16 protein-coding genes are annotated in these 25,375 nt (G+C 48.5%); 9 read left to right on the top strand and 7 right to left on the bottom strand.

What is annotated here, in order from left to right; translation table 11 throughout:
- Positions 1-63: 63 nt before the first annotated feature.
- Together gldM and gldN are read left to right on the top strand one after the other, a co-directional pair.
- Complete coding sequence (gene gldM / locus BWI97_RS05220) at positions 64-1,638, top strand: gliding motility protein GldM (RefSeq protein WP_094816298.1); 1,575 nt, start codon at positions 64-66, stop codon at positions 1,636-1,638.
- Between the two features lie 20 nt (positions 1,639-1,658).
- Entirely contained in the window at positions 1,659-2,735 is a 1,077-nt protein-coding gene (gldN, locus tag BWI97_RS05215) for a gliding motility protein GldN (RefSeq protein ID WP_158242689.1), read from the top strand.
- A gap of 56 nt (positions 2,736-2,791) precedes the next feature.
- On the opposite strand, the gene BWI97_RS05210 is transcribed toward gldN, so the two are convergent.
- The gene (locus BWI97_RS05210; protein ID WP_158242688.1) at positions 2,792-3,808 is read right to left on the bottom strand and encodes a type IX secretion system membrane protein PorP/SprF; all 1,017 of its coding nucleotides are present in this window, start codon (positions 3,806-3,808) and stop codon (positions 2,792-2,794) included.
- A 386-nt stretch (positions 3,809-4,194) separates the two neighbouring features.
- On the opposite strand from BWI97_RS05210, the gene BWI97_RS05205 reads away from it, so the two are divergent.
- On the top strand, positions 4,195-6,882 hold the full coding sequence (locus tag BWI97_RS05205) for a TonB-dependent receptor domain-containing protein (protein ID WP_233207757.1): 2,688 nt from the start codon (positions 4,195-4,197) through the stop codon (positions 6,880-6,882).
- A gap of 111 nt (positions 6,883-6,993) precedes the next feature.
- On the opposite strand, the gene BWI97_RS05200 is transcribed toward BWI97_RS05205, so the two are convergent.
- The 3 genes from BWI97_RS05200 to BWI97_RS05190 form a co-directional block, all read right to left on the bottom strand.
- Complete coding sequence (locus tag BWI97_RS05200; RefSeq protein WP_094816302.1) at positions 6,994-7,356, bottom strand: hypothetical protein; 363 nt, start codon at positions 7,354-7,356, stop codon at positions 6,994-6,996.
- A 134-nt stretch (positions 7,357-7,490) separates the two neighbouring features.
- Entirely contained in the window at positions 7,491-9,296 is a 1,806-nt protein-coding gene (gene uvrC / locus BWI97_RS05195; RefSeq protein WP_102200254.1) for an excinuclease ABC subunit UvrC, read from the bottom strand.
- A 6-nt stretch (positions 9,297-9,302) separates the two neighbouring features.
- Entirely contained in the window at positions 9,303-10,442 is a 1,140-nt protein-coding gene (locus BWI97_RS05190; RefSeq protein ID WP_102200264.1) for a glycerate kinase, read from the bottom strand.
- 158 nt (positions 10,443-10,600) lie between these two features.
- On the opposite strand from BWI97_RS05190, the gene BWI97_RS05185 reads away from it, so the two are divergent.
- Positions 10,601-13,846, top strand: coding sequence for a VCBS repeat-containing protein (locus BWI97_RS05185; RefSeq protein WP_102200253.1), 3,246 nt, complete (start codon positions 10,601-10,603; stop codon positions 13,844-13,846).
- Positions 13,847-14,098: 252 nt separating this feature from the next.
- Here BWI97_RS05185 and BWI97_RS05180 read toward each other — a convergent pair whose 3' ends face one another.
- The gene (locus tag BWI97_RS05180; protein WP_094816306.1) at positions 14,099-16,384 is read right to left on the bottom strand and encodes a penicillin-binding protein 1A; all 2,286 of its coding nucleotides are present in this window, start codon (positions 16,382-16,384) and stop codon (positions 14,099-14,101) included.
- Positions 16,385-17,094: 710 nt separating this feature from the next.
- Between BWI97_RS05180 and BWI97_RS05175 the strand changes: the two genes are divergently transcribed.
- The gene (locus BWI97_RS05175; protein WP_102200252.1) at positions 17,095-19,533 is read left to right on the top strand and encodes a TonB-dependent receptor; all 2,439 of its coding nucleotides are present in this window, start codon (positions 17,095-17,097) and stop codon (positions 19,531-19,533) included.
- 40 nt (positions 19,534-19,573) lie between these two features.
- On the opposite strand, the gene BWI97_RS05170 is transcribed toward BWI97_RS05175, so the two are convergent.
- A complete protein-coding gene (locus tag BWI97_RS05170) occupies positions 19,574-20,236 on the bottom strand; it encodes a thiamine diphosphokinase (RefSeq protein WP_102200251.1) in 663 nt (220 codons plus the stop codon).
- 77 nt (positions 20,237-20,313) lie between these two features.
- Between BWI97_RS05170 and BWI97_RS05165 the strand changes: the two genes are divergently transcribed.
- Genes BWI97_RS05165 through lptC form a run of 3 tightly spaced genes read left to right on the top strand, consistent with a single transcriptional unit; the run spans position 20,314 to position 22,909 of the window.
- Entirely contained in the window at positions 20,314-21,051 is a 738-nt protein-coding gene (locus BWI97_RS05165) for a type III pantothenate kinase (RefSeq protein ID WP_233207756.1), read from the top strand.
- Positions 21,044-22,351, top strand: a complete 1,308-nt coding sequence (locus BWI97_RS05160; RefSeq protein WP_094816311.1) for a hypothetical protein — start codon at positions 21,044-21,046, stop codon at positions 22,349-22,351. The genes BWI97_RS05165 and BWI97_RS05160 overlap by 8 nt, the downstream gene beginning before the upstream one ends.
- 12 nt (positions 22,352-22,363) lie before the next feature.
- The gene (gene lptC / locus BWI97_RS05155) at positions 22,364-22,909 is read left to right on the top strand and encodes an LPS export ABC transporter periplasmic protein LptC (protein WP_146010874.1); all 546 of its coding nucleotides are present in this window, start codon (positions 22,364-22,366) and stop codon (positions 22,907-22,909) included.
- A 2-nt stretch (positions 22,910-22,911) separates the two neighbouring features.
- On the opposite strand, the gene BWI97_RS05150 is transcribed toward lptC, so the two are convergent.
- Complete coding sequence (locus BWI97_RS05150) at positions 22,912-23,346, bottom strand: cytochrome c (RefSeq protein WP_094816315.1); 435 nt, start codon at positions 23,344-23,346, stop codon at positions 22,912-22,914.
- 380 nt (positions 23,347-23,726) lie between these two features.
- Between BWI97_RS05150 and BWI97_RS05145 the strand changes: the two genes are divergently transcribed.
- Positions 23,727-25,370 (top strand): ABC transporter ATP-binding protein, encoded by a 1,644-nt coding sequence (locus BWI97_RS05145; RefSeq protein ID WP_369826537.1) that lies wholly within the window; start codon positions 23,727-23,729, stop codon positions 25,368-25,370.
- Positions 25,371-25,375: the final 5 nt, after the last annotated feature.

Here is a 25,375-nt window from a genome sequence, read left to right as displayed (position 1 = left end):
CCAGTTCATGAACCAACCCTGGTTACTCATTTTTTTCTGACACTGAAAAACTAATAAAAACATATGGCAGGTGCCAATGAAACACCCCGGCAGCGAATGATCGGGATGATGTACCTGGTACTGACAGCAATGCTGGCCTTGCAGGTGAGTTCGGCTTTGATTGATAAATTCATTTTGTTGAACCGTAGCCTTGAAACGGCTAACAGTACCGCAAGTATCACAAACCAACAGTCAGTAAAAGGAATTAAAGATAAAGCAGCAGAAAGTGGGAGTCTTTACGCAGATGTTATTCAGAAAGCGGATGCGGTTCGGAAACTTTCTACAGCAATGTACAATGAACTAGATGCGTTGAAATCGCAGATCATTGACAAAAGCGGTGGATTTGACGAACAGGGTAACCTGAAGAACGCGAAAGAAGAAGAGCAGGTGGCCATGTTGATGGTCGGAACGGGTGGAAGCGGTAAAGCCTATAATCTCAAAAATCAGCTTAACAAGTACGTAACGGACTTACAGGCCTATGCAGATAAAGGTACTCAGTTTTCTCCGCTAGCTGTAGACGCGAAGGATGATCCGATCGCGAGTAAAAGTGCAGAGCAGCGGAACAAAGATTTCGCTGAAATGAACTTCGCTCAAACGCCGGTTCCTGCTGCTTTGGCAGTACTGAGCCAGAAGCAGGCTGAAGTTTTGCGTTACGAAAACACGGTACTCGATCAGCTGGCTGCCAAAGTAGGTTTGAAAGAGATCAAGTTTGACAAGATTTTTCCGGTAATCTCGGCAAAATCCAGCACGGTTGTAGCCGGCATGAAGTACGAAGCAGAGATGTACGTAGCAGCTACTTCTAGTGCCATTACGCCTCGTATGAGCTTTAACGGAGCGGCTGTACCCATGAAAGATGGTCGTGGTCAGATTCAGTTTACGGCTCAGGGTGGTGCGTATGGTCCGGACGGTTTGGCTAAGAAATCCTATACGGCCACGGTAAATTATCCGGATCCGACGGGAGCTATGAAAACGTTTACGGTAACGGGTGAATATTTTGTAGCGAAGCCTTCGTACAGTATCCAATCGGCTTCTTTGCCTCCGTTATATCTGGGTTGTGCCAACCGTTTGCAATTCGTAAGTCCGCAGATGGGAGCCATGTGGAATCCTTCTTTCAGTGCTGAAGGAGCTGAAACGATTGCAGGTAGCCAAGGTAAAGTAACGATTGTACCCAACAATCGCCAAGTAAGTCTGAACGTGAATAACATGGGTACTACACTCGGCGTTGAAAAATTTAATGTTCGTCGTGTACCAGCTCCGCAATTAGTTCCGTTTGGTAATGGACAGAAGTTGGATGTGCGGAAAGGTGTTCCAGCCAGCCAGCTTCGGGTATTGGAAGTTCGGGCGATTGCGGATGAAGATTTCGCTGCTTCAAATCCTGAAGATGCCAAGTTCCGGGTGAATGATGTACAAATTTCACTAGCCCGTGGATCAAAACGAGTGGCTGGTCCCGTGAGTCAGGGAAATATTGCTTCCTTGGCAGCTGCTGCTCAAGCAGGCGATCGTTACGTAATTGAAGTAAAAGGGTACCAACGTCAGAATTTCCAAGGAAAAGTTTCAAGCACTACGATTAACGAACCTATTACTGTGCCGTTGAACTAATGGAAAAAACACATTTTGCCATGACGAAATTGAGAGGATTTGCGGGACTAACCTTGTCACTGGTAGTGGCAGGATCGGTCTATGCTCAGGAGCCAACACCCATGCCCGAGCAGGCTCCCCCAGCCAACTTGCAGGCAGCTCCAACCAATACCCAACCCCGGGTACTGGGAGCTGAGCAACGTGCTCCGATGAACGATCAGCGGACGGCAATGGCGGAACGGAACCGTGCTTCTGAATCTTTGCGACCCATTGATGAGGAAGATATTATGTATAAAACGACGCTTTGGCGTCGCATGGACCTGCAGGAAACCCAGAATCAGCCTTTCTTTTCGACCAATAATGAGATTACTCGCTATTTGATCGATGGTATGAAAGCGGGTGTACTGAAGGCGTACAAAAATGATTCGCTGGTTACTGAACTAACCCCTGAACAATTCCAGACGAACCTTCGTATGGAAGGCACGGGTGCCGGGCTTTCGGATGAAGAAAAAGCGGCCGGATTTGGTGATCCAGCTCCCGCTGGCGATGATGGCTGGGGCGATAGTGCGAAGAAAAAAGATGCCAAGAAGCCTGCGGCTCCAGCAGCGGGTGGCGTAGATGACGGCTGGGGAGGTACTACGGGTGCTAAAAAAGATACCAGTGGTTTCGATCAGCCCTCATACGCTGATGATAATTCAGCTTACGAGTATTTTCCTACCGATATCACCGTACTGGAACTGAAAGAGGACTACGTATTTGATAAGCGTCGTTCACGCCAGTACTACGATATGAAGTCCATTACACTGATTATTCCCGCAGCTAAGACGTCTACAGGTCTGGATCGTGAAGTGGCTTCGTTCCGGTACAGAGATGTAGATCAATATTTCCGTAGTAATCCGAAGAAGTTTATCTGGTATAACAATCAGAATAATGCGAAACACCTCAATATGGCGGATGCCTTTGATTTGCGGTTGTTCTCTTCTCGGATTCTGAAGCAATCAAATTCCAAAAATGCCTACTTGTCTCAGATTTATGGAGGCGAAAAAGAAGGTCTGGTTAAGGCTCAGCAGTTGGAGTACAAACTCATGGAGTGGGAACACAACTTATGGGAATACTAGGATAGAGTCAAACGCTTACGGAAAAGTCCGCTGGGAAACCGGCGGACTTTTTACGTTTAGAAGATACGGGGGCAAACCAGACGTTGGCGGTTATTGAACATCAGCCCAACGACAATCTCATGCGTTCCGCGAGATACCATTCGTACCGAAGACTGGGTGAAATCATATGAATAGCCAATGTTGAGTTTGTAGTTAACATTGAAGCCGAGTAAACCAACAATTGCATCCTGATGCCGATAGGAAAGCCCCATCCAGATTCGATCCTGATATGCAACCTTGGCGTTGATGTCGAAAGAAAGGGGCAGGGGTCGTACGGATTTAACCAGTACTGAGGGGAGTATCGCCCAGTCTGGATCTACTTCGAAACGATAGCCAGCCGTCAGAAAATAATGGTTATACAGGCGTCCCAGCCATTCGTAATTAGCAGTTCCAGTTTGTCCATAATCCAGTTTTTTGAAAAAAAGCTGACTGGCAGAAAATCCAACGTAAAAATTAGGATCGTATAGAAGCACACCCGCATTTAGTTCGGGTACAAACGTGTTCAGCTTTCCCTGCTGAATGACGGGGTCATTCGGCTCAAGTACGTGAAGCAAATCAAAATCGAGCGTATGTTGCGTAAAACCCATACCGACGCCGGTGGCTACTTTTATCCGGTTCGTAATCGGTAAATGTAAAGCATAGCTCACTTGCAGTGTAGTACGTGAGCTAGGTCCTGTTTCATCGCGAAGTAAGGTAGCTCCCACGCCATGATGGGAAGGTGCGGCGGGCTGTGAAGGGAAAACACGACTTCGTTGATACGGGCGACCATAAGGATCGCGAACGGGCAACGTGCTGGTACGATCTGCCTTGTTAAGGGCCCCGTGAGCGGTCAAATAAAAGGTCTTAGGTGCTCCCTGCCAACCCGCCCACTGATTACGGTAACCCGCCTTAACGTCGATAAAATCCTCAAGCCCGCTAACGGCGGGATTCAACACCAGCGGATTTAGCATGTATTGACTATACTGAGCTCGTTGTTGAGCCTGGGCGACGGGCAGTGAAAGAACAAAACTAATTAGCAAGTAACGAATACGCATTCCATCCATTGGTGATTTCGTTTTTGAAAACGCCCAGATACAAAGATGAAGTACAAACCTTTCCAATAAATAAAATAGTAATACGGTATTTCGAAGTCAAAGTTTTAAGTCATTTCCCGGATGCCGATACATTTTTGCCATGCGTCGATACACTTTTTGCTTTTGTACAATTGAAACATATGTTAAGATTTGATAGTCAAGGGTCTTTCTTGAAATAAGTCAAAAACCTTGATCTCCAAAGAAACCGCTTTCGTCGAATTTCCCTCTTGAGTTCGAATGTTTCATTCAATTTTGAATAATAGTATCTATACGAATCTCTAGCACCTGGTTACTCTTTCCAGTTCGTTACAACGCAAACCTATTTTCCCATTTGGGGGTCCACACGCATGAATCTGTTCTTCAAACGAGCCATGATTAAATATCTATTTTTCCTTTTTGCCATCCTTTCCTGCGGAACGGCCTTTGCTCAGTTTCCTGCTCCCCCAGGAGGCCAGCCGACGGCTATCCCAGGTACTGATACCGACGTAAATCCAAAGGGTAATTCCAGGGTTACGGGATTTGTAGTGGATTCAGCTTTAACAAAAGCCGTAGAATTTGCCAGCGTAGCCCTGTATAATAAAGCAACCAATAAACCCGTCGATGGTACGGTGGCCGATGATAAGGGAAAATTTACCCTGAATCGCGTAGCGGAAGGAAACTACAAACTGTTGATCACCTTCATTGGCTATACAACTAAAACGGTTGACAATGTAACTGTAAAAAAAGGAGAAGACCTGGATCTCGGCGTAATCAAGCTTTCAGGTTCCACCCGTACCCTTCAGGAAGTAACCGTAACCGGACAGCGGGAATTGATTGAAGAGAAAGTCGATCGCATGGTCTATAACGCAGAAAAAGATATTACGGCGAAAGGGGGCGATGCGGGCGACATCTTACGGAAAGTCCCCATGCTATCTGTGGATCTGGACGGAAACGTTCAATTGCGGGGAAGTTCAAACGTACGCGTACTGATCAACGGCAAACCTTCGACGATTGTCGCTCAAAGTGTAGCGGATGCACTTAAGCTGATTCCTTCCGAAATGATTAAGAGCGTTGAAGTTATCACGTCACCTTCGGCTAAATATGATGCGGAGGGTTCCGGTGGGATCATCAATATTATTACGAAGAAAAATACGCTTCAGGGACTTACCCTGAACATTGACTCGGGCGTGGGTAACCGCGGAGCTAATTTGGGCCTGAACGGAAACTACCGTCGGGGAAAACTTGGCTTTTCGCTCAATGGTTTTGGCCGGGCCAGCTATAACGTGAAGAATAAAAATGTCAACGATCAGACAAGTATCGTTGAAGGTATTGAAACGCTGACGAATCAGACGTCGACCGGGATGAACCAGAATTTATTCGGTCGCTACTCGCTGGGTATGGATTACGACATTTCCAAAACGGCTTCATTAAACGGAAATATTAGCTTCGGAACCCGAAACGGAAACAATACGCAGGATCTGGTAACCGGTCGCTACCGGGGTGGTGTAATGACGAGTACTGATGCCCGACATATTGATACCAAGGATTTTTCTAATACCGTAGATGCCAATATTGACTATACCAAGACCTTTAAGCCTCAGCAGGAACTGAGTATTTCGGGTCAGTTTAGCCGGAATAATCGTACGAATAATTACCTGGCTGAATTGATGAACGGTGAAGGAACCATTGGAAGCCGTCAGCGAAACGATAACGAAAGCTACAATCAGGAAACGACTATACAGGTCGATTACCAAACCCCGATTGGAAAAACCCAAATTGTGGAATTTGGAGGAAAGAGCATTTTCCGTCAGGTACAAAGTGATTACAAATACTTCGTTGCCCCTGGTGAAAATGGAGCTTTCATCACTGATACGACCCGGACGAATAACCAGCTGAATTACGATCAGAATGTAATGGCGGGTTATTTAACGTACCAGCTTTCCACCAAAAACAAATGGTACTTCAAGGCAGGTGCCCGGTACGAACGCACGTTTATCAATGCCGATTTCAAAGTAGGCTTCAGTTCACTGGATATTCCGGATTATAACAACCTGGTGCCCAGCTTTAACATTTCTAAATCGCTTGGTTCGGGTACACTGAAGTGGGGATACAACCTGCGTTTGCAACGGCCCGGTATTCAGTCCCTGAACCCGAACGTAAACATTGCCAATCCGGCTAACGTCAGTTTAGGGAATCCCTACCTGCGTCCGGAGTTGACCGACAATGTGGAAATGTCCTATAGCACTTCCATTAACAAAACGTACCTGAACTTTACGGGTTTCTACCGTCACACCGGTAATTCGATTGAGCAGGTACGTTCCAATGTGCGGGACATCAAACAAATCTTCGAAGGAACTGCGTACGGAACGGTGCTGAACTCAGTGCTTGAAGGCGTGGCTGCCGATGCCATTGTAACTACTTCGAGTAACATAGGAAAGCAGGAAGTCGTTGGAGTTAACGTATTCGGAAACGTTAGTATTACACCCAAGATTTCAGTCGGCGGTGGTACAGACATTATGTACTCGATGCTGAGCAACGGTAGCAATACTACGTTACGGGCGTCCAATTCAGGTTTCAACGTAAGTGGTCGCTTCAACCTCTCGATTAGCCTTAAAAATAGCTGGGCAGTACAGGGCTTTGGCTTTATTCGGGGTCGTCAGATTCAATTACAGGGAACGCAGGGCGGAATGGCCTTCTACAATTTGGGTGTACGGAAAGAATTCAAGGATAAAAAGGCCAGTTTGGGTTTGGGATTGGAAAACTTCCTCAACTTCAATGGTTTCAAGGTACGCAACAGCTTCGATTCGCCGGCCTTTAGTCAACGGAGCGTGAATACGCTTTATAACACTGGGGTACGGGTGACGTTCAGCTACCGGATCGGTAAGATGAGCTTCGATCAGCCGCAACGCCGTCGGGGTAAGGGTGTAAACAACGACGATATCAAGAGCGGTGGCGAAGGAGAAGGTGGCGGTCAGCCCCAGAACCAACAGCCGCAAAATGGTACGCCGGGAGGTAATCGTCCGGGCGGAGGTCGTCCGGGTGGACAACGCAACTAATCCTGCTTTTCTCTAAACTAGTTAGCCCCTTTGCTCAGCGAAGGGGCTTTTTCTTAAGTCATAAAAAAATCCACCGCCAATCAGCGGTGGATTTTTTACCTACGGAATGGATTATAAATAGGTTGCAAGCGTACCGAGAATAATCGTTACGTGAACGAGCAGACTGGTTAAAAAGATTGGCAGAATAACCTTGGTCGATAATGCCGAAAGATTAGGAACAACGACGCCGAAAATGGAGGTTACGGCGACGAACAAATAAGCATCATTGAGCCCGAAATGACTGATCGTCCAGAGCAGTAGGGGCGTTAAAATACAGCCTTGGATACCAATGGTGGCTCCGGCCCAGAGCCAGTGGTTTTCAGCTTCCTGACCTTCGCAGAAAGCCATAAAACGGTTCCAGAGCGAAGAGCCAGCGGGTTGGCTGAGCGTAGCGGAAGAGTGCTGATATTGCGAGTTGATTTCTGTGCGTACCATAGTGATTATCAATTTGATACACCAAAATTACACACAGGTATCTCCGCCAGATATGACGAAAGTCAATTCGAAAAATGAGTTTCGAAAGCTTTAAGCTTTAGATTACTTGTTTTCGAGTCGATACGCCCTTCTACTTACGCTTTTGCCGTTTCAAAGTAGCTTCTGATTTTCTGAGCCTTGTCTTTTCCCATCACTTTTTCAATCTCTTCAAATGAAGCCTCCCGTACGGCTTTCATGGTTTTAAAATACTTGAGTAGTTTGGCGGCCGTTATCTTGCCAATTCCCTCGATTTCTTCCAGCTCACTGACCAAAAAGGCTTTGCTACGGCGATCGCGGTGATGGGTGATACCAAAGCGGTGAGCCTCATCCCGGAGTCGCTGGATGAGCTTGAGACTTTCAGAACGCTTGTCGATGTAAAGCGGGATCGGGTCTTCGGGGAAATAAATTTCTTCCAGCCGTTTGGCAATGCCTACAATGGGTACTTGGCCGTAAAGTTTAAGCTCTTTCAGGGCCTCGCACGCGGCCGATAATTGCCCCTTACCACCATCGACGATAATCAGATCCGGTAAGGACAAGCCCTCTTCCAGCAAACGGGCATAGCGACGACCTACCACTTCTTTCATCGTAGCAAAGTCATTCGGCCCTTCTACCGTTTTAGGAATAAAGTGGCGGTAGTCTTTCTTGGAAGCTAACCCATCCATGAAACACACCATAGCCGATACCGGATTGGTACCCTGAATGTTGGAGTTATCGAAACATTCGATGTGCCGGGGTATGGTTTTGAGCTGCAAGTCATTCTTCAGCGTCATCAGTACCCGCATCTTGGGATTGCCTGCGGTGTCTTCAGCTACTTTCCGATCGGACTTTTCTTTACGGAAGAACAACACGTTTTTCAGCGAAACCTCCATGAGTTTTCGCTTGTCGCCGATCTGAGGTACGGTGTTGGTCAGTCCTTTTAATTCAAGCGATAAGGGCAGATTGGTAATGATTTCCTTCGCTTCCGAACCATACTGCGTCCGCAATTCCCAGGCCCACATGGTCATAATGTCCTCGTCGGTTTCGTCGAGTTTCTTTTTGACTTCGAACGTATGCGTCTGACTGATGAAGCCGTTGACCACCCGCATGAAATTGAGGAAAGCCGTCGTCTCATCCGAAACGATGGTACAAACGTCTACGTTACCAATGTTGGGGTTTACGACTGTACTCCGACTCTGGAAGTTCTCAAATAGTTCCAGTTTTTCTTTCCACTCCTGAGCCTCTTCAAAGTCCAGTCGCTGGGCAGCCTCGCTCATCTGTTCCTGAAGAAACTGCCGGGGAATCTGTAGGTTACCCTTTAGAATCTGCTTGATCTGCTCAATTTTGCGATTGTAGGCCTCTTCCGTTTCCAGTCCCTCACAGGGACCTTTACAACGGCCAATGTGGTACTCCAGACAAACCTTAAACTTCCGATTGTCAATATTGGGTTGCGTAAGGGCGTAGCTGCAGGTACGAATGGGATACAACTGTCCGAACATTTCCAGCAAACTATGCATCGCCTTCACATTAGCGTACGGTCCGAAGAACGTGCCCAGCTTACGATCCACCCGCCGCATAGTAATCACACGCGGAAAACGCTCGTTGGTAATACAGATGAAGGGATACATTTTATCATCCCGCAACAGAATATTGAAGCGGGGCTGATACTGCTTAATCAGGGAGTTTTCGAGCAGCAGGGCGTCGAATTCCGTAGGAACAATCGTAAACTCAATCTTGCGGATATATGAAACCAGCCGTTTGGTTTTCCGGTCGTGATCACGGGAATTCTGGAAATAACTGCTTACGCGGTTCCGCAAATCTTTGGCTTTACCCACGTAGATCACGGTTCCTTCCTCATCGAAATAGCGATATACACCCGGCTGGTGCGGGATTCTCGTTAATTCCTGTTTATAATCAAATGCCATAACGCTTCATTTTTTTTGAGTCACATACCAGTGAATGGCCCAGAAACTCGCTTCCCGCAACCGTTCATACGCCGTACGCAAAGCCGTAGGTAAGTCAACGGGTCCCGTTAAGATGGACGTTGCATAACTGAGGCCCAGCTTTCGTAATTCCGTGGGTGGGGCGGCCAGCGTTCCACACAAAGCGAATACGGGAATCTTTCGGGGTTTGGCCTTCTCGCAAAGCCGCCCGATGAGTTTGCCCTGCAGGCTTTGGGTATCCAGTTTGCCTTCGCCGGTAAGGATTAGCTCAGCCTTTTGTAACAATAAATCCAGGCCCACAAGTTCCATCACCAGTTCTGCACCGGGCTGTAAGTGGGCTCCGCAAAAAGTCATCAACCCAAAGCCCAAACCACCCGCGGCACCCGCTCCCGGCTTGTTTTCTAAAGAACTTATGCCAACGCTGGTACGGGAAACTACCCCGGCCAGTTGCCGCAATCCTGTATCCAGATTTTCAACTTCCTGGGTACCGGCTCCCTTTTGTGGACTGTATACGAAGGCCGCTCCTTCGGGACCGAAAAGTGGAGCTGTAACGTCTGAAGCTACAACAATTTCTACACCTGCGTACACTGGCTGTTCGGGTGGATGAATACTATGGATACCGGATAAGGAAGCTCCCACGGGCGGCAGTGCCTGACCATCGGAACCGCAAAAGTTCCAGCCTAAGGCCTGAGCCATGCCGATGCCGCCATCGGTGGTAGCCGAGCCACCAATGCCCAGTACCAGCTTTTTGATACCCGAAGCCATAGCGGCCCGCATCAGCTCGCCGGTACCGTAAGTGGTGGTCTGGCTAGCCTGATACTCCTCGGGTTCTAGTAAGGCTAGTCCGGAAGCCGTAGCCATTTCAATGAAAGCCGTCGTTCCATCACCCGATTTCCCCCAGCGGGCCGTAATCGGTCGCATGAGCGGGTCATGGCAGCTTACTTCCTGATACGTTCCCTGGGTAGCTTCGACCAGGGTTTCCAGAAAGCCTTCCCCGCCATCCGAGAGCGGAAGAGCTACAATATGGGCTTCAGGATACGCTTCCCGAATGCCTTCCGTCATCGCCTGACAGGCTTCAGTGGCTGTTAGAGAACCGCGAAACTTATCAGGGGCGAGTAAAATATTCATACGCTGTGGAAAAGAATACGAAACGAGAGGTTCATCTACGAAGGTACGGGGCTCGGTAGCCGTTTCCGGCATTTCTGAGCGATGACCTCCGATTTTTTATGTCTTATTGAGCGGCGAATGGTAAATTGCCGTTTCTAACCTTTCTCCCCCGATTACGCATGAAGTACTGGATTTTCGGATGTTTGCTGGTGTTCCTTATGGGCTGTCAACGCTCGGAACGGAAGCCGGCGTACGTTGCTCCCGAAAATCCCGTATTTGTTCATCTTTCTACCGCGGCTACGGGGCTTGATTTTCGGGATCAACTTCCCCGGCTGGATAGCTTGTATCTGAATTTTCCCGCTGATTCGGCCCGTCAGGAAAACTTCCTGCGTCTGGCCGAACGCCTGTTGGGAGCGGGTGGCGTAGGAGCTGGAGATTTGAATAATGATGGCTTGCCCGATCTTTTCTTTACTTCCAGCAACGGTGAAAATCGCCTGTATCTCAACCGGGGTGGCTGGCGGTTTGAAGACGTAACCAAAGCAGCAGGGCTTGGCGGTAATGGGCAGTGGAGTGCGGGCGTATCGCTGGCGGATGTGAATGCCGACGGCTGGCTTGACTTGTACGTCTGTCATTTTGGAGCGAATGCCCGGAACGAATTGTTCATCCACTCCGGAACGTTGAACGAGCAGGGGGTCCCCATTTTTACGGAACAGGCTCAGCAGCTAGGCTTACAGAACGAACGGCAGGCCGTACAGGCCGTTTTCTTCGATTATGATCTGGATGGTGATCTCGATTGTCTGGTCGCGAATAATTTTCAGGCGAGTCCGGATTCTACGAAGGAATGGCCGAATGGCCCGGATCGACTGTATCAGAACGAAAAAGGCGTTTTCATAGACGTTTCCGAGAAAGCTGGGTTTCGCTCCGCACGCTTCAGTACGGGCATCGCCGTCGCTGATTTCAACGGGGATCAGTGGCCGGATGTCGCTCTTTCGCGGGATTTTCCCGAAAACGACGTTGTGTATATTAACCAGCAGAAAGGAGCATTTGCGGAAACGTATCCCTTTGCTCACACGCCCGAGCGAAGTCTGGGGCTAGCCGCCGCCGATCTGGATAACGATGCCTATACCGATCTCTTTACCGCGTCCGTACTCTCGGATGATGCCATCCGTCGACGTACGCAGGCACGATTTGGCAATAATCAGCAGGTTTTGCCGACGGTAGGTCACAATACGCTGCAACGCAATGAAGGGCAATTTTCCGAACGGGCCTGGCTGGCAGGCGTGGCGGCTACCGATGTCAGTCATAGTGGGTTGATTCTGGATTTGGATACGGATGGCTGGAAAGATCTCTTCGTACCGAACGGCCTGATGCGGGATACGCGTAATCTGGATTTTCTCGAAAAACTTTCCAAAGCAGGCGGTCGGCTTTCTCTGAAAACACTGCTTCGGATGATGCCTTCTGTAACGCAGTCGAGTTTCGCTTTCCTGAATCAGAAGGACTTTGCTTTCGAAAATCAGGCCGTTCGACTGGGTTTGGGTGAACCCAGTTTCTCAAACGGAGCCGCTTACGCCGATTTAGATAACGACGGTGATCTGGATTTGATCATTAATCAGATGGGCAAACCCGCTAGTCTGTACCGCAACGATTTCGACGAAGCACAAAAAATACAGTCGCTGAAAATCAAGTTTAAAGGCCCTGCGGGTAATCCGTTTGGATACGGAGCCGAAATCCGGGTATTTACGGGTGAGTTACAGCAAAAAATCATTTTACAACCCAATCAGGGATACCAGTCGAGTCAGGAGCCTATTTTGCAGGTGGGATTAGGCTCGGCCCAACAGGCCGATTCCATCGTAGTCTATTGGCCAGGTTTTAAAATGCAGGTACTACGGGCCGTAACGGCGAATCAGACGCTGGTTATGGATGCCAGTGAAGCTCGGGATAGAGTGGGCTCAACCATGCTGAAAACGAACCGGGTGCTAACGGACGTTACTGGGGAACTCTTCCCGAAGGAAGTCCGCCATCAGGAAGACTCCTTTGATGATCTGCTGAGCCAGCCGTACCTGCCCCGTACCTTGTCAAAAGAAGGTCCTAAACTAGCCCAGGGCGATGTGAATGGAGACGGACTCGTTGACGTTTTTTTAACGGGTGTGCAGGGACAGACTGGACAATTACTTTTGCAAACCCCAAAGGGTACGTTTCTTCCTAGTAATCAGCCCGCTTTTCTGGAAAATCAGTACCGGGAAGAAGTAGCGGCCCTCTTTCTTGACGTGGAAGGCGACAAGGATCTGGATTTGGTGGTAGCCTCGGGTGGCAACCAGTCTGCCGATAGTTCCTGGGTTCGATTGTACCTGAATGATGGAAAAGGAAACTTTACCCTGGCTACTGACCAGATGCCCACGGTATCACTGAATGCTTCATGTCTGGCCGCAGCGGATTTTGATAAAGATGGCGATCTGGACCTGTTCGTTGGTGCCCGGAGTGTACCCGGATCGTACGGCGTGACGCCCAAAAGTTATCTGTTCCGGAATGAAAAAGGGGTTTTTAAAGAAGATACCCCCGAAGTACTTAGCCGAATCGGACTAGTGACGGATGCCACCTGGCAGGATTTGGATTCGGATGGAATGCCCGATCTATTGGTTGTAGGCGAGTGGATGCCGATCACGATTTTTTATAATCGAAGTGGCAAGTTTACGTATTCCCATAATCAGACCATTCCAAACTCGGAAGGCTGGTGGACGGCTCTGCAAAAGGCCGATCTGGACGGCGATGGGGATATGGATTTTGTGGTAGGAAACTGGGGGCTAAACTCCGAGTACAAAGCTTCCTATGAGAGACCCTTGTATTTGCAAATCAACGATTTTGACCGTAATAATAGCATCGATGCCTTACTGACATTGGCTGAAAGGGATGGCGAACAATACCCGCTGGATACGAAAGATGAATGGAAACAACAGCTACCCGGCTGGAATTCGCCCTTTCCTTCGAATAGTGCATTTGCCGAAAAGTCTTTCCATCAGCTCATTACTAATGCCCAACGGCGAGGTACGCTGGAGAAAAAAGTGGTTGAATTCCGTTCTTCCGCACTTATCAATGAAGGGCGAGGTAATTTTACCTTACGACCACTGCCGCCGGTGGCTCAACAAAGTCCTGTATTTGCCATTGCCATTCACGATTTTACAAAAGACGGCAAACCTGATATTCTGCTGGGTGGAAATCTTTGGGGGATGCCTCCGTCCAAAGGCCGCCTGGACGCAAGTCGAGGAACCCTACTGGTCCAAGAATCTTCCCTGATTTTCAGGGAACATCACGCGGGTAAAAGCTTTTTCAACGGACAGGTCCGCGGCTTTACTCTGGTACGTGTACAGCAGAAGTACCGTTTGTTCGTCGGACGAAACAAGGGGAAACTACAGGCTTTTGCCTTTTAATCGAGAACTTTTACTTTAAACTCAGGGCATTAGTCGATAAAAAGTACTAGGTAAGTCGCAAAACGTGGAGGGCTTATTTGAAAAAGTATATAAAAAGTTGGCTTTTATTTTGAAATGGAAAGTTAACTGGATAAAATTGTAGGATTTTTGAACAAAACCTACTGATATATTTAGGGTCTACCCCAAACGACACCTGCTAACAAACAAAAGAAGCGGCTCTTTCAGGGCCGCTTCTTTTGTTTTACTGATTTCTTACAGAAGTTCGCCATCCGCAGGCCGCTTTTCGTTAGGGATCACAATGGTCGAATCGCCGTACGAACGGTCACCGAAAGGATTGTCACAAACTTTGTCATTCGCGGGCTTCTTGAACGGAATTTTCTGAAGACCAATCGAACGATCGGCATACACGCGGTTCATGTACTTGGCCCAGGCGGGCAAAGCCATTCGACCCCCCTGGCCTAAAGCACCCGTCCGGAAGTGAATGGAGCGTTCGTCGCCGCCTACCCATACGCCCGTCACTAGTCCCTGCGTTACGCCCATGAACCAACCATCGGAGTAGTTTGACGTAGTACCCGTCTTTCCACCAATCTGATTATTCTGGCCACAAGGCTCCCGATTGAGGCGGGCGGAAGTACCACCGGGCTCCTGCGTAGCTCCCTGAAGCATGTATACCATTCGCCAGGCCGTTTCGGGGCTCAGGGCGTCGTGCGTAGTAGCTTCAAACTTTCGCAGTACGTTGCCGTAGCGGTCTTCAATTCGCAAAACCGTCTGGGGTTCGTCCCAGGCTACGCCACCATTCACGAACGTTGAATAGGCGTTCACCATTTCGAATAGGTTCACGTCGGATGTACCTAAACAAATGGTTACATCCTTCGGAACCGGTGATTTTACACCGAGTCGATGGGCGTATTCAATAATCGTTTCGGCTCCGAATTTTTTCATTAACTGAACCGAAATCGTGTTGACCGACTTCGCAATGGCTTGTCGCAGGGTCATACTGCGGCCTGAAGCACCCCCGTCGTAGTTTTTAGGACACCAGTTACCAATACAGGTGGCAACGTCTTCCACCATATCGCAGGGGGTATATCCTTTGTCGATAGCCGTAGCGTATACGAAAGGTTTAAACGAAGAACCCGGCTGGCGACGCGATTGCTTCACGTGATCGAACTTGAAGTACTTAAAGTTGATACCGCCTACCCAGGCTTTTACATGACCCGTATTCGGATCCTCCGACATCATTCCGATGTGCATAAACCGCTTGTAGTACCGAATGGAATCCAGGGGTGTCATGGTCGTGTCGCGTTCGCCGCGGTACGAGAAAATTCGCATCCGAACGGGCGTATTCAACCCTTTCCAGATTTTTTCCTTGTCGTCGCCGAAGCTCTGTTTCAGGGTACGGTAGCGTTCCGTACGGGGAGCAATACGATTCTCGATAAAGCCTTTCAACTCGCGTCCGCCTTCATCTACCCAGGGGTTACGACCTTTCCAGTGAGCGTTGAAGAGCCGCTGTTGTTCCTGAATGTGTTCCATACAGGCATCTTCCGCGTGGCGTTGCATCCGCGAATCAATTGTAACGTGAATTTTGAGTCCGCTCGTGTACAGATCTAATGGATCATCACTGGAACGCTGCCGGTTGAGTTCTTCAATTTCCTGCAACAGCCGATCCCGCATGACCGCAATGAAGTACGGAGCCTGATTGCTGTTATGGTTGAGGGATTTTAACCGCAAGGCAATAGGATCGGCCTGATAACCTTCGTACTGCGACTGGCTTAGAAAGTTGTAATGCACCATTTGTTGCATTACAATATTGCGACGGGTTTTGGAAGCCTCCGGGTGCATCCGCGGATTAAAGCGATCCGGGTTCTGACACATCCCTACCAGGACAGCGGCCTCTTCTACCGATAACTGTGAGGGTTCTTTACTGAAATAGTGCAGGGAAGCCGTACGAATTCCGTAGGCATTGTCACTAAACTCCACCGTATTGAGGTACATCTGCATGATTTCCTGCTTGGTGTACCGGCGTTCCAGCTGAATGGCCGTAATCCATTCCTTCGTTTTAATAATCAAAAGCTTGACCAGCGGTACATCGCCCAAAATCCCTTTGTAGCGTTCACTACGGGCTTCAAACAGGTTTTTCACCAACTGTTGCGTCAGCGTACTACCGCCTCCGGCTTTCCCCATACCGGCTACCGATCGACCAATTCCTCGCGGATCAATCCCCGAGTGCTTAACAAAACGAACGTCCTCCGTAGCAATAAGGGCATTAATAACATTGGGAGAAATGTCCTGTAATTCGACCGGACTACGATTTTCCAGAAAGTAACTACCCAGCACAACACCGTCAGACGATATAATTTCTGAGGCCAGTTCATTACGCGGGTTGTCCAACTGCTTCAGGCTGGGCATACCGCCGAACAGATTGAACAAGTTGAAGTACACGGCCAGGATATACAAAAAGAAGGATCCCAAAGCAAAAAGCGTAAACCGCCAGACCTGACGGATCATTTGCTTATAAGGACCCGGAAGCAACTTAAACATAGCAATGAGAAAGGTGTATAATTACAAAGGTGCAAAGGAACCAGCGGAAGACCAAGGATGTCTTGCAAGGTTCAACGCTGGGTAGAGGCTCACTCGTATACATTGCCGGGTATTAAAGAAGCCTTTTGGGCGTCTTTCGGCCACGTAGTTGAGCAAACGGCTGTAAAATAGGGGTTTTTACGGATGCATGACTAATAAAATTTGTCTTGTTTCGCCCGCCGTGTGTGCGGTCAAAACGGACAGGCGGTGCTGGAGGACTCGCTCACTCCAGGAATCGTTGCTTTTCCCGACGAGGGTCAGCATTCCGGGTAGCGTTCCTGGCCTATCCGAAACGTGTACGTATGCACAAGCATCGAAAGTATCCAGGGACGACGTTAAGCAACAAAAACAGTTGGAAAGGGAATGTGTCTTGGATGATAATCTACGTCTGAAAATAGATTGAAAGGAAGCCAGTTCATTACGTAGTCGATAGGCAGTAAAAGTGGGGTAAAAACATAAAAAATCCCTTCCTCAGAGAAAAAGGGATTTTTGAACAAAACCTAATACAATTACTTCTATATACAAGAGTAGCATTTGCCTGATTTATACTCTTTTTTTAATTAAAAAAAATTAGAAATTTTCAACTTTTATGAAAATATTCCATTTAATATTCTTTTTGTAATACAAAATTATCCTTTGTCCCATTTTCGACCTATCCTAACCTTACCTCCATGCGATACCTGCTTCCCGTATTTGCGGGTCTGGGGCTACTACTGGCCTTTACTGCTGATGATGTACTGACCCGCATCGTCAATCGATTCAATGCCTATCATCAGGAGTTTCCTCAGGAAAAAGTATACCTCCACTGCGACCGACCCTATTATGCTCTGGGCGAAACCATTTGGTTTAAAGGTTATCTTTTCGATGCAGCCAGTCATCGGGCGGATACAGTAAGTCGGGTATTGTATGTGGATCTAATTAGTAATGGAAAAACGCTGTTGCAAAAACGGGTACTTCCCAGCGAAGGCATGGCGACGGGTGACTTCTATCTGGCTGATACGCTTCAGGAAGGCTTATATCAGATTCGGGCCTACACAAACTGGATGCGAAATTTTGATGACGACTTCTTTTTTACCAAAGAATTTCAGGTATACCAGCCCGCTGTAACCGAACGAAACCTGGTTCAGGCCAAAGAAGAGTGCTCCGTGCAGTTTTTTCCGGAAGGCGGCGATCTGGTTCAGGACATTGAATGCCGGGTTGGATTTAAAGCGATTAATCAGTCTGGACGAGGAGTGGCGATACAGGGCGTAATTCTGGAAGATAACAAGGATACGGTTACCGCCTTTCAATCCGAACACCTGGGGATGGGCCGATTGATGATGACTCCCAGGGCCGGGAAGATATACACGGCGGTATTCAACCATGGTACCACTACCCAACGCCTGACTTTACCCGAAGCCAAACCGCAAGGCCACGTACTGATTGTTGATAATCTATCGAATAAAGACCTGATTCGGGTATTTATATTTAATCAGTTGCCCGCTACTGAAGCAAATAAAGAACTGTTTATCGTGGCTCAGATGCGGGGCGAAGTACTCTTTGTTGCCAAGGGTTCGACGGGTAAGAAAACTTTTGTTGCCAATGTACCGAGAGCCAAATTTACGGAAGAAGGGATTGTCCAGTTTACACTTTTTGGAGCGAATGCCGAACCGCTTGCCGAGCGTCTGGCCTACGTTCGTCAGCCCAATAGTATACTCAGTCTTGAATTAAAAACGGATAAAGCTGCGTACAAGCCCCGCGAAAAAGTAACCCTGGATTTTGAAGCCAAAGATGCCGCGGGCAAACCCGTATTGGGCGATTTTTCACTGGCAGTAACGGACGCTGGTCAGGTAACGCCGGAACGGTACCCGCAAACCCTGGTTTCCTATCTGCTCATGAGTTCCGATTTGAAAGGATTTATCGAAGAACCCGGTTATTACTTTGATCCACAAAATACAAATGCGGTGTTGTACCTGGATTTTCTGATGATGACGCAGGGTTGGCGACGTTTTAACTGGAAACAGATTCTAACCGAGGAGTCCAAAAGGCCAGCGTACTGGGTAGAACAGGGGCTGTCACTGACGGGCAAAGTTACCCGGCCTAACGGCAAAATTCTGGAGAAGAAAGGCATTAATGTAACCATGTTCATGACACCGCCCCGCCAGGCTCCCATGCTGGAAGTCGTTCCTGCCGAAGCGGATGGCTCGTATGCCTTTCACAACTTATACTTCGGCGATTCGGTGAAAGTAATGATGCAGGCCGTTGCCGGTAAGAATGACCGGAATCTGAGTGTTACGCTACATGGATTTCCCGCACCCACCGTCCGATTAATAAAAACGCCTTTTCAACCCGTAGATATTCAGGCAGAGGCGTTTGCCAACTACTTGAGCCGGGCGAACGAAAACCTGGAAATCGAGCGGAGATTTCGGCTCGACAAAGCACGCTTACTAAAGGAAATAACGGTAAAAGCCCGACGAACGGAAGAGACGGATAGCCGTAAGATCTACGGTCGGTCCGACGCAACAGTGAAATTCGACCAGATGAATGCGTCTGGAGCTACTTCAATATTTCAGGTTCTGCAGGGACGGGTGGCTGGCTTGACTATCTCGGGTGGGGGGATGGAATATACGGTGCAGATTCGCGGGGCTATGAATTTTTCGGGCGTGGTTGAACCCCTGTTCGTACTGGATGGAATACCGGTAGACAAGCAAACGGTGGCTACCATTCCGCCTACGGATGTGGATTACGTGGATGTACTCAAGGGAAGTTCGGCGGCCATTTATGGCTCGCGGGGTGCGGGAGGAGTAATTTCGATTTTAACCAAACGCGGCAACACCTCTTACGACTGGTCCAAAGAAACGATACCTGGACAGTTGATACGGGTGCTGGATGGATACGCCAAAGTTCGGGAGTTCTATTCGCCGGATTATAGTGTGGATGCACCCGAAAACCGGCGACCTGATTACCGTTCGACCCTATACTGGAATCCGCATGTCCAAACGGACGAAAATGGTAAGGCCCGAATCACGTTTTATAATACCGATCATGCCACCCAGATTCAGGCTCAATTGGAAGGAGCTTGCTCCGATGGTCGGATCGGGACGGTAAAGGTGAGTTACCGAGTGCAGTAAGGTTTTCCGTAAAGACGCCTCCGATAGACGTCTTTACGGGTCAATCCCAACATTCCATTAACAATAAATCCCCCGATTCGTATGCAATCTTCACTAGTCCGTCCTGAGCGGCTTCGTTGCTGCTGCCCGTACGGTAACCTATTTGCAGCGATTCGTTAAACAGGTTATACGTTAATCCTTCCGTACGAATGCCCGCTACGGTACCTACCGGAATGAGCGAAAGTGGCGTACGGGCCGTGTACCATTTTTCGTAATGGTAAGCAAGCAGGAAAATACGGGAATGATCATCCAGTAAAACCACTTTGATCTGATTGCGTACCCGGACGATGTTGGTAATGTTGGTGATCGTATGATCGGCCCGGCGACCCGTCGCCCAGACCACGTTTACGGCTTCGTGGCCGCGTTCGATGAGGAAATCAAAAGCTTTTTCCAAATCGGTTTTGTTCTGGTCGGGTGTATGGACGAACTCAATGGGATATTGAGCCTGGCGAATTTCGTCAAGGTTAATGTCCCGGTCAAAATCTCCCAGCAGTACATCTACCTTGATGCCCAGCTCCAGTACACGCTTGATGGCTCCGTCGAGTACGACTACCAAAGGGGACCATTCCAGCAACTGAGCCAGTAAATCCCAGCTACAGGCTTCGCCATTGGCAATGACCAGGGCTGGTTCCTGTTTTTCGCGGATGATATGATGAGAAGACACCGGATTATTTTGAGTTTCGGGATTCTGGTTTGAAGTTCGCGTTGCGATTCGCAAAGATGCCTAACAAAGCTTGAAACTTGAAATCAGAAACGTACGCTCTGGCCATTGATCTGGGCAATACTTACGCCAAAACCGGCCTTTTTACGGCGGATGGACATTTACAGGAAACGCACTGGAATTTTACCATACCGGAATTGCTGGAATATGTTCGCGAACGCAAGCCCGCTCGGGTGGTGCTGTCTTCCACGGGGCATGCAGAAGAAAAAATACGTAGCTGGTTTGCCTTTCTGCCTTCGCCCATTCTCTGGCTTACCCCGCAAACGCCCGTGCCGCTAACCAAATGTTACGATACGCCGCATACCCTGGGAGCCGACCGCGTAGCTGCGGCCATTGGAGCCCGTCAGTTGTTTCCCGACCGCAACGCACTGGTCATTGACATGGGTACCTGTATCACGTATGATTATGTGGATACGGAAAATAATTTTCACGGCGGTCTGATTTCTCCCGGGCTTCGTATGCGATTTAAAGCCATGCATTCGTTTACCCAACGATTACCCCTTGTGGAAGTGCCCGAGACTTTTCCGCCCCTGGTAGGCAAGAGTACCATTCACGCCATGCAAAGCGGTGTTTTATACGGACTAATCGCCGAAGTACAGGGCCTCATCGAACAATACCGTAGTATTTATCCTGATTTTCAAGTCATTTTGTGTGGAGGGGATGCTCCTCTGTTTGAATCTCGACTGAAAGAACCGATATTTGCAGCCCCCGAACTGGTCCTCCTGGGCCTACACCGAATTTTAAACTATAATGTCTAAAAAGTCAATCATTACCCGCCTTCAGTCATCCGTTAGCCGCTCGTTTGGGGCAGTGTTGGTTTTTTCAGGACTCTGTTCATTACAGGCAGTGGGTCAGGGCTTGGGTAATACACCATATTCTACCTACGGTATCGGGGAAAGATTTAGTGATGCTTTTGCAGCTCAGCAAATGATGGGTGGATCAGGGGTGAGTTACGCCAACGGTCTGTTCATTAATAACATAAACCCCGCTCTGATTGCCCGTAACCGCATTACGACGCTTGAAGTAGGTACGCTGATTCAGTCCAAACAGTTGAAAGAAGGAAATCTGCAGCAAAATGTGGTGGGGGGGAATCTGAATTATCTGGCGATGGCTTTTCCGATAAATAGCCGCTGGACTTCCAGCCTGAACTATACCCCGTACAGTTACCTCGATTACAACAATCGTAGAGTGAGTACAATCCCCGGTGATATGTTCTCTTCGCTGACCGAATACCGGGGGTCAGGAGGCATGAACAAGGTTTCGTTCGTGAACGGTGTTCGCGTTTATAAAAACCTGTACGCCGGTATTTCGGCTTCGTATCTTTTCGGAACCCTCACCCGGGAAGTATCGACGCAAACCCTCCGAGGCGATGGCAACGATTATACGCTGCTCTTTACCGATACGGATCAAAACCGGAATTTCCTTTTTAAAGGAGGTCTGGCTTACCGCTTTAAATTCAGCGACAAACGCTACCTGAACGTTGGGGGTACCTATGAGTTGCCTACCCAGCTGCGTACATCGCGGGTAAGTACGCAATCGGCTCTTGTGGGCGAGATTCCCGTTGCGGGCAGTAACGATACCTTAAGTTACAATGGGAGTGGTCGGGTAAACTTACCGGGCAGCTACCGCATCGGACTATCGTACGAAAACCCCTATCGCCTGGCCGTTACGGCCGATTTTTCCATGCAGCAATGGTCGCAGTTCCGGGATTTCAACCGGAGCAATCAGAATATGCAGGATAGCTACCAGGTCAGTGCAGGACTGGAGTACACGCCTAACATTGTATCCTCTACCTACTGGAACCGGATTCCGTACCGCTTCGGCGTGAATTTCTCGCAATTGCCCTACAGCGTTCGTGGGCAACGCATCAATGAGGCCAGCTTATCCATTGGTATGGGCTTACCGCTAACGAAAGTAGGTCTTTCGGATGCAAACCTTGGCCTTACAGTAGGTCAGCGGGGAAAAGAAGGCACGGGCATCATCAAGGAACAATTCTTTCGGATTAATCTTGGTTTCACCATCAGCGACCAGTGGTTCTACCGTCAGGTGGTCGATTAGTTGATTGAAGCCATGAGACAAGTAACGTTTTTTCTTTCCTGTATTTTGTTGAGTGCCTTTGGATTAATGGCCTGTGAAGAAAAACAGGTTGTTAATTCGAAACCCTATACCGGGCCTCAGCAGGAAACCTACGATGTGCAGGTTGTATACAGCGATTCGGGCCATAAAGTGATCCGTATGGTAACGCCCGTTCAGTTGGATTTGCTGACAGGCGATCGGATTTTTCCCAAAGAGATCCGACTGTATTTTTACGATAAAGCCGGTACCGAACACACCTGGCTACGGGCAGATTCCGGGCGGTACATTCGGATGCAAAACCTGTACCGTATGATCGGACACGTAAAAATTGAAAACCGGATCAAGCAGGAGACCCTCGAAACGGACGAACTATTCTGGAGCCCCGACCGAAAACGCATCTATACAGATCGACCTGTAACCAGCCGCACCCCCACCGGTGTTACTAATGGGACGGGGCTGGTGGCTACGCAGGACTTTAAGCAATACGGTCTGGGAAAAGTACGTAATAGCCAGATGCAGGTGAATGATCTTCCTGAATAAGGCTAAGGGCACTGAGCCAACGCTTTTTCAACCTCGGTTACATCCGTAATCTTCTTTTCATTTCCCCATTCATTGTACAGGAAGGTGGTTAACACGGCCAGATCAAGGGCTTTTAACGCCGTGTTGCCGGGCATGGGCTGCCGGTACAGCTTTCCGTTTACGCGTAGCGGATGTTGAAAACCATTTCGCATGCCACAGATGACGAGAGCTTTGTTGGAGGCCGTAAGAAAATCGGAGCCTGCCAGCGGTGGATACAGATTGGCCATTCCTTCGCCCTGAGCCTGATGGCAATTCATACAGCTTTTCTTGTAAAGATCAAACCCTTCGGCTACGTATTGTTGCCGCTTGATTTCCGCTTCTGACTGGCAGGCGGTTAATCCCGCTATTGCTACGAACAGAAGGTATACTGACGTTTTCAGGGCTTTTATGATAGGCATGACTGGTCAATGATCAATCAGTGAATGGATCAAAATGAAATTCGAAGTTAGCCAAAAGCGTCCGTTGAGTCGCCATGGTATCTAGTATCTACTGCGTTTAAAGGCCTAGCAAAGCAAGAAGAAAGTACGAGGTATTTAATGAAAAAAAGGGCATTTGCTTCATATTTAACGGCTTAACGCGGGTTCCATTCGCTTTCCTGAAGTACGGCTTTTGAAGAGACATCCAGAAAATTATTTCATCTTTATCTGGCTTTACGTATCCCTAAAAGCGAACGCCCCCTACTTTTGTGAAAATAGAATTGATTCGTAAAACAAGTTCCGCCGCCGTATAATCATAACGTTGCTTATTCTTCCGGGCAGGTTATTTTTGGTTAAGATACATGAAAACATATTTACGCCTTTTACAGTACGCACAGCCCTTAGGGCGGTTTGTGATTCCCTATCTGATCTGTTCGCTGCTGGGTAGTCTCTTTGGAATCCTCAATTTCGCCCTGATCGGCCCTTTGCTAGGCGTACTCTTTGATGTACAACCCGCAGCGGTTGTGGCCCGGCCCACCTTTGAATGGGAGCCTCAGTACTTCATTGATTTATTCAAGTACTACCTCTACGATGCAACTACCAATCATGGTAAACTGGCCGCCCTGCGATTTGTCTGCGTAGTAATTATCAGTTCGGTTTTACTTTCGAATATCTTTCGTTATCTGTCGAGTCGGGTCATTGAAAAGATGCGGGGTTCTACTATTACGAATCTCCGTTCGGCCGTGTTTGAACGAATCATCAGTCTGCACTTGGGTTTTTTCAACAATGAACGCAAAGGAGATTTGATGGCTCGCCTTACGACGGACATTCTGGAAGTAGAAGGTTCGATTGGACGAGCGTTTGGGGCTATTTTCAAAGAAATCATCTTACTGATTGGCTACTTCATTACACTATTCTATCTGTCAGTAGAATTGACCTTGTTCTCCCTGGTGGTCATTCCTTTGTCCGGAGCCATCATTGGTCTACTGAGTAAACGCCTGAAAGAACACGCCATCGAAGTCCAGTTGACTATGGCTAATATTCTGAGCGTAATCGAGGAAACTTTCGGCGGTGTTCGGGTCGTGAAGGGCTTTAACGCCGAGCGGTTTATTGGAGAGAAATTCGACCGGGAAAACCGGAAGTATTACCGCGTCTGGCGGAATATGATCTATCGACAGGAAATGGCTTCACCGCTTTCGGAGTTACTGGGCGTATGCGTCGTAGCGGGCATTCTGCTGTATGGTGGGGGGTTAGTACTTTCCGGACAGTCGGGTATGGATGCCAAAGATTTCATTGCCTACATTGTCTTGTTTTCGCAGGTTACCCGGCCGGCCAAGGAAATTTCTAATTCCATTTCGGGGATGCAACGTGGAAAAGCTTCAGCGGATCGCATTTTCCGGTTGATGGATACGCCGCGACTGATCGAGGACCAACCTAACGCGACTGTACTGAAAGATTTTCAGCAGGGCATCGAAGTACAAAACATCACCTTCGCGTATCAGGAAGATCGTAACGTAATAAAAAACATTTCCTTCTCCATTCCGAAAGGTCAAACGGTGGCTTTAGTCGGTTCATCAGGCAGTGGGAAATCGACGATTGCTGACCTGATTCCCCGGTTTTTTGATGTAACGGGCGGTCAGATTCTGATCGATGGTATGGATATTCGGCAGGTAACGCAGCAATCGTTACGAAATCTGATGGGAATCGTAACGCAGGAATCCATTCTCTTCAACGATACGATTTTTAATAATATCTCCTTTGGCATTAACGCTACGCCCGAGCAGGTAGAAGAAGCCGCTCGCATTGCCAACGCCCATGAGTTTATCATTCAAACGCCCGAGGGCTATCAAACCACGATTGGTGATCGGGGAAGTAAGCTTTCGGGTGGTCAGCGGCAACGTATTTCCATTGCCCGGGCTATCTTGAAAAACCCACCAATCCTGATTCTGGATGAAGCAACGTCTGCACTGGATACGGAATCAGAAAACTGGTACAGGAGGCCTTGACCCGA

It is taken from the genome of Siphonobacter sp. BAB-5405 (genome assembly GCF_002872335.1).
Taxonomy (GTDB): Bacteria; Bacteroidota; Bacteroidia; order Cytophagales; family Spirosomataceae; genus Siphonobacter.
This window is presented reverse-complemented; position numbering and strand designations above follow the sequence as displayed.

Bases quoted from the DNA above. Each gene is read 5' to 3' on its own strand.
- BWI97_RS05160 (WP_094816311.1), top strand. From the start codon at position 21,044: ATGTCTAAAAAGTCAATCATTACCCGCCTTCAGTCATCCGTTAGCCGC.
- BWI97_RS05175 (WP_102200252.1), top strand. From the start codon at position 17,095: ATGCGATACCTGCTTCCCGTATTTGCGGGTCTGGGGCTACTACTGGCC.
- BWI97_RS05200 (WP_094816302.1), bottom strand. From the start codon at position 7,356: ATGGTACGCACAGAAATCAACTCGCAATATCAGCACTCTTCCGCTACG.
- lptC (WP_146010874.1), top strand. From the start codon at position 22,364: ATGAGACAAGTAACGTTTTTTCTTTCCTGTATTTTGTTGAGTGCCTTT.
- gldM (WP_094816298.1), top strand. From the start codon at position 64: ATGGCAGGTGCCAATGAAACACCCCGGCAGCGAATGATCGGGATGATG.
- uvrC (WP_102200254.1), bottom strand. From the start codon at position 9,296: ATGGCATTTGATTATAAACAGGAATTAACGAGAATCCCGCACCAGCCG.
- BWI97_RS05145 (WP_369826537.1), top strand. From the start codon at position 23,727: ATGAAAACATATTTACGCCTTTTACAGTACGCACAGCCCTTAGGGCGG.
- gldN (WP_158242689.1), top strand. From the start codon at position 1,659: ATGACGAAATTGAGAGGATTTGCGGGACTAACCTTGTCACTGGTAGTG.
- BWI97_RS05180 (WP_094816306.1), bottom strand. From the start codon at position 16,384: ATGTTTAAGTTGCTTCCGGGTCCTTATAAGCAAATGATCCGTCAGGTC.
- BWI97_RS05185 (WP_102200253.1), top strand. From the start codon at position 10,601: ATGAAGTACTGGATTTTCGGATGTTTGCTGGTGTTCCTTATGGGCTGT.
- BWI97_RS05210 (WP_158242688.1), bottom strand. From the start codon at position 3,808: ATGCGTATTCGTTACTTGCTAATTAGTTTTGTTCTTTCACTGCCCGTC.
- BWI97_RS05150 (WP_094816315.1), bottom strand. From the start codon at position 23,346: ATGCCTATCATAAAAGCCCTGAAAACGTCAGTATACCTTCTGTTCGTA.
- BWI97_RS05205 (WP_233207757.1), top strand. From the start codon at position 4,195: ATGAATCTGTTCTTCAAACGAGCCATGATTAAATATCTATTTTTCCTT.
- BWI97_RS05190 (WP_102200264.1), bottom strand. From the start codon at position 10,442: ATGAATATTTTACTCGCCCCTGATAAGTTTCGCGGTTCTCTAACAGCC.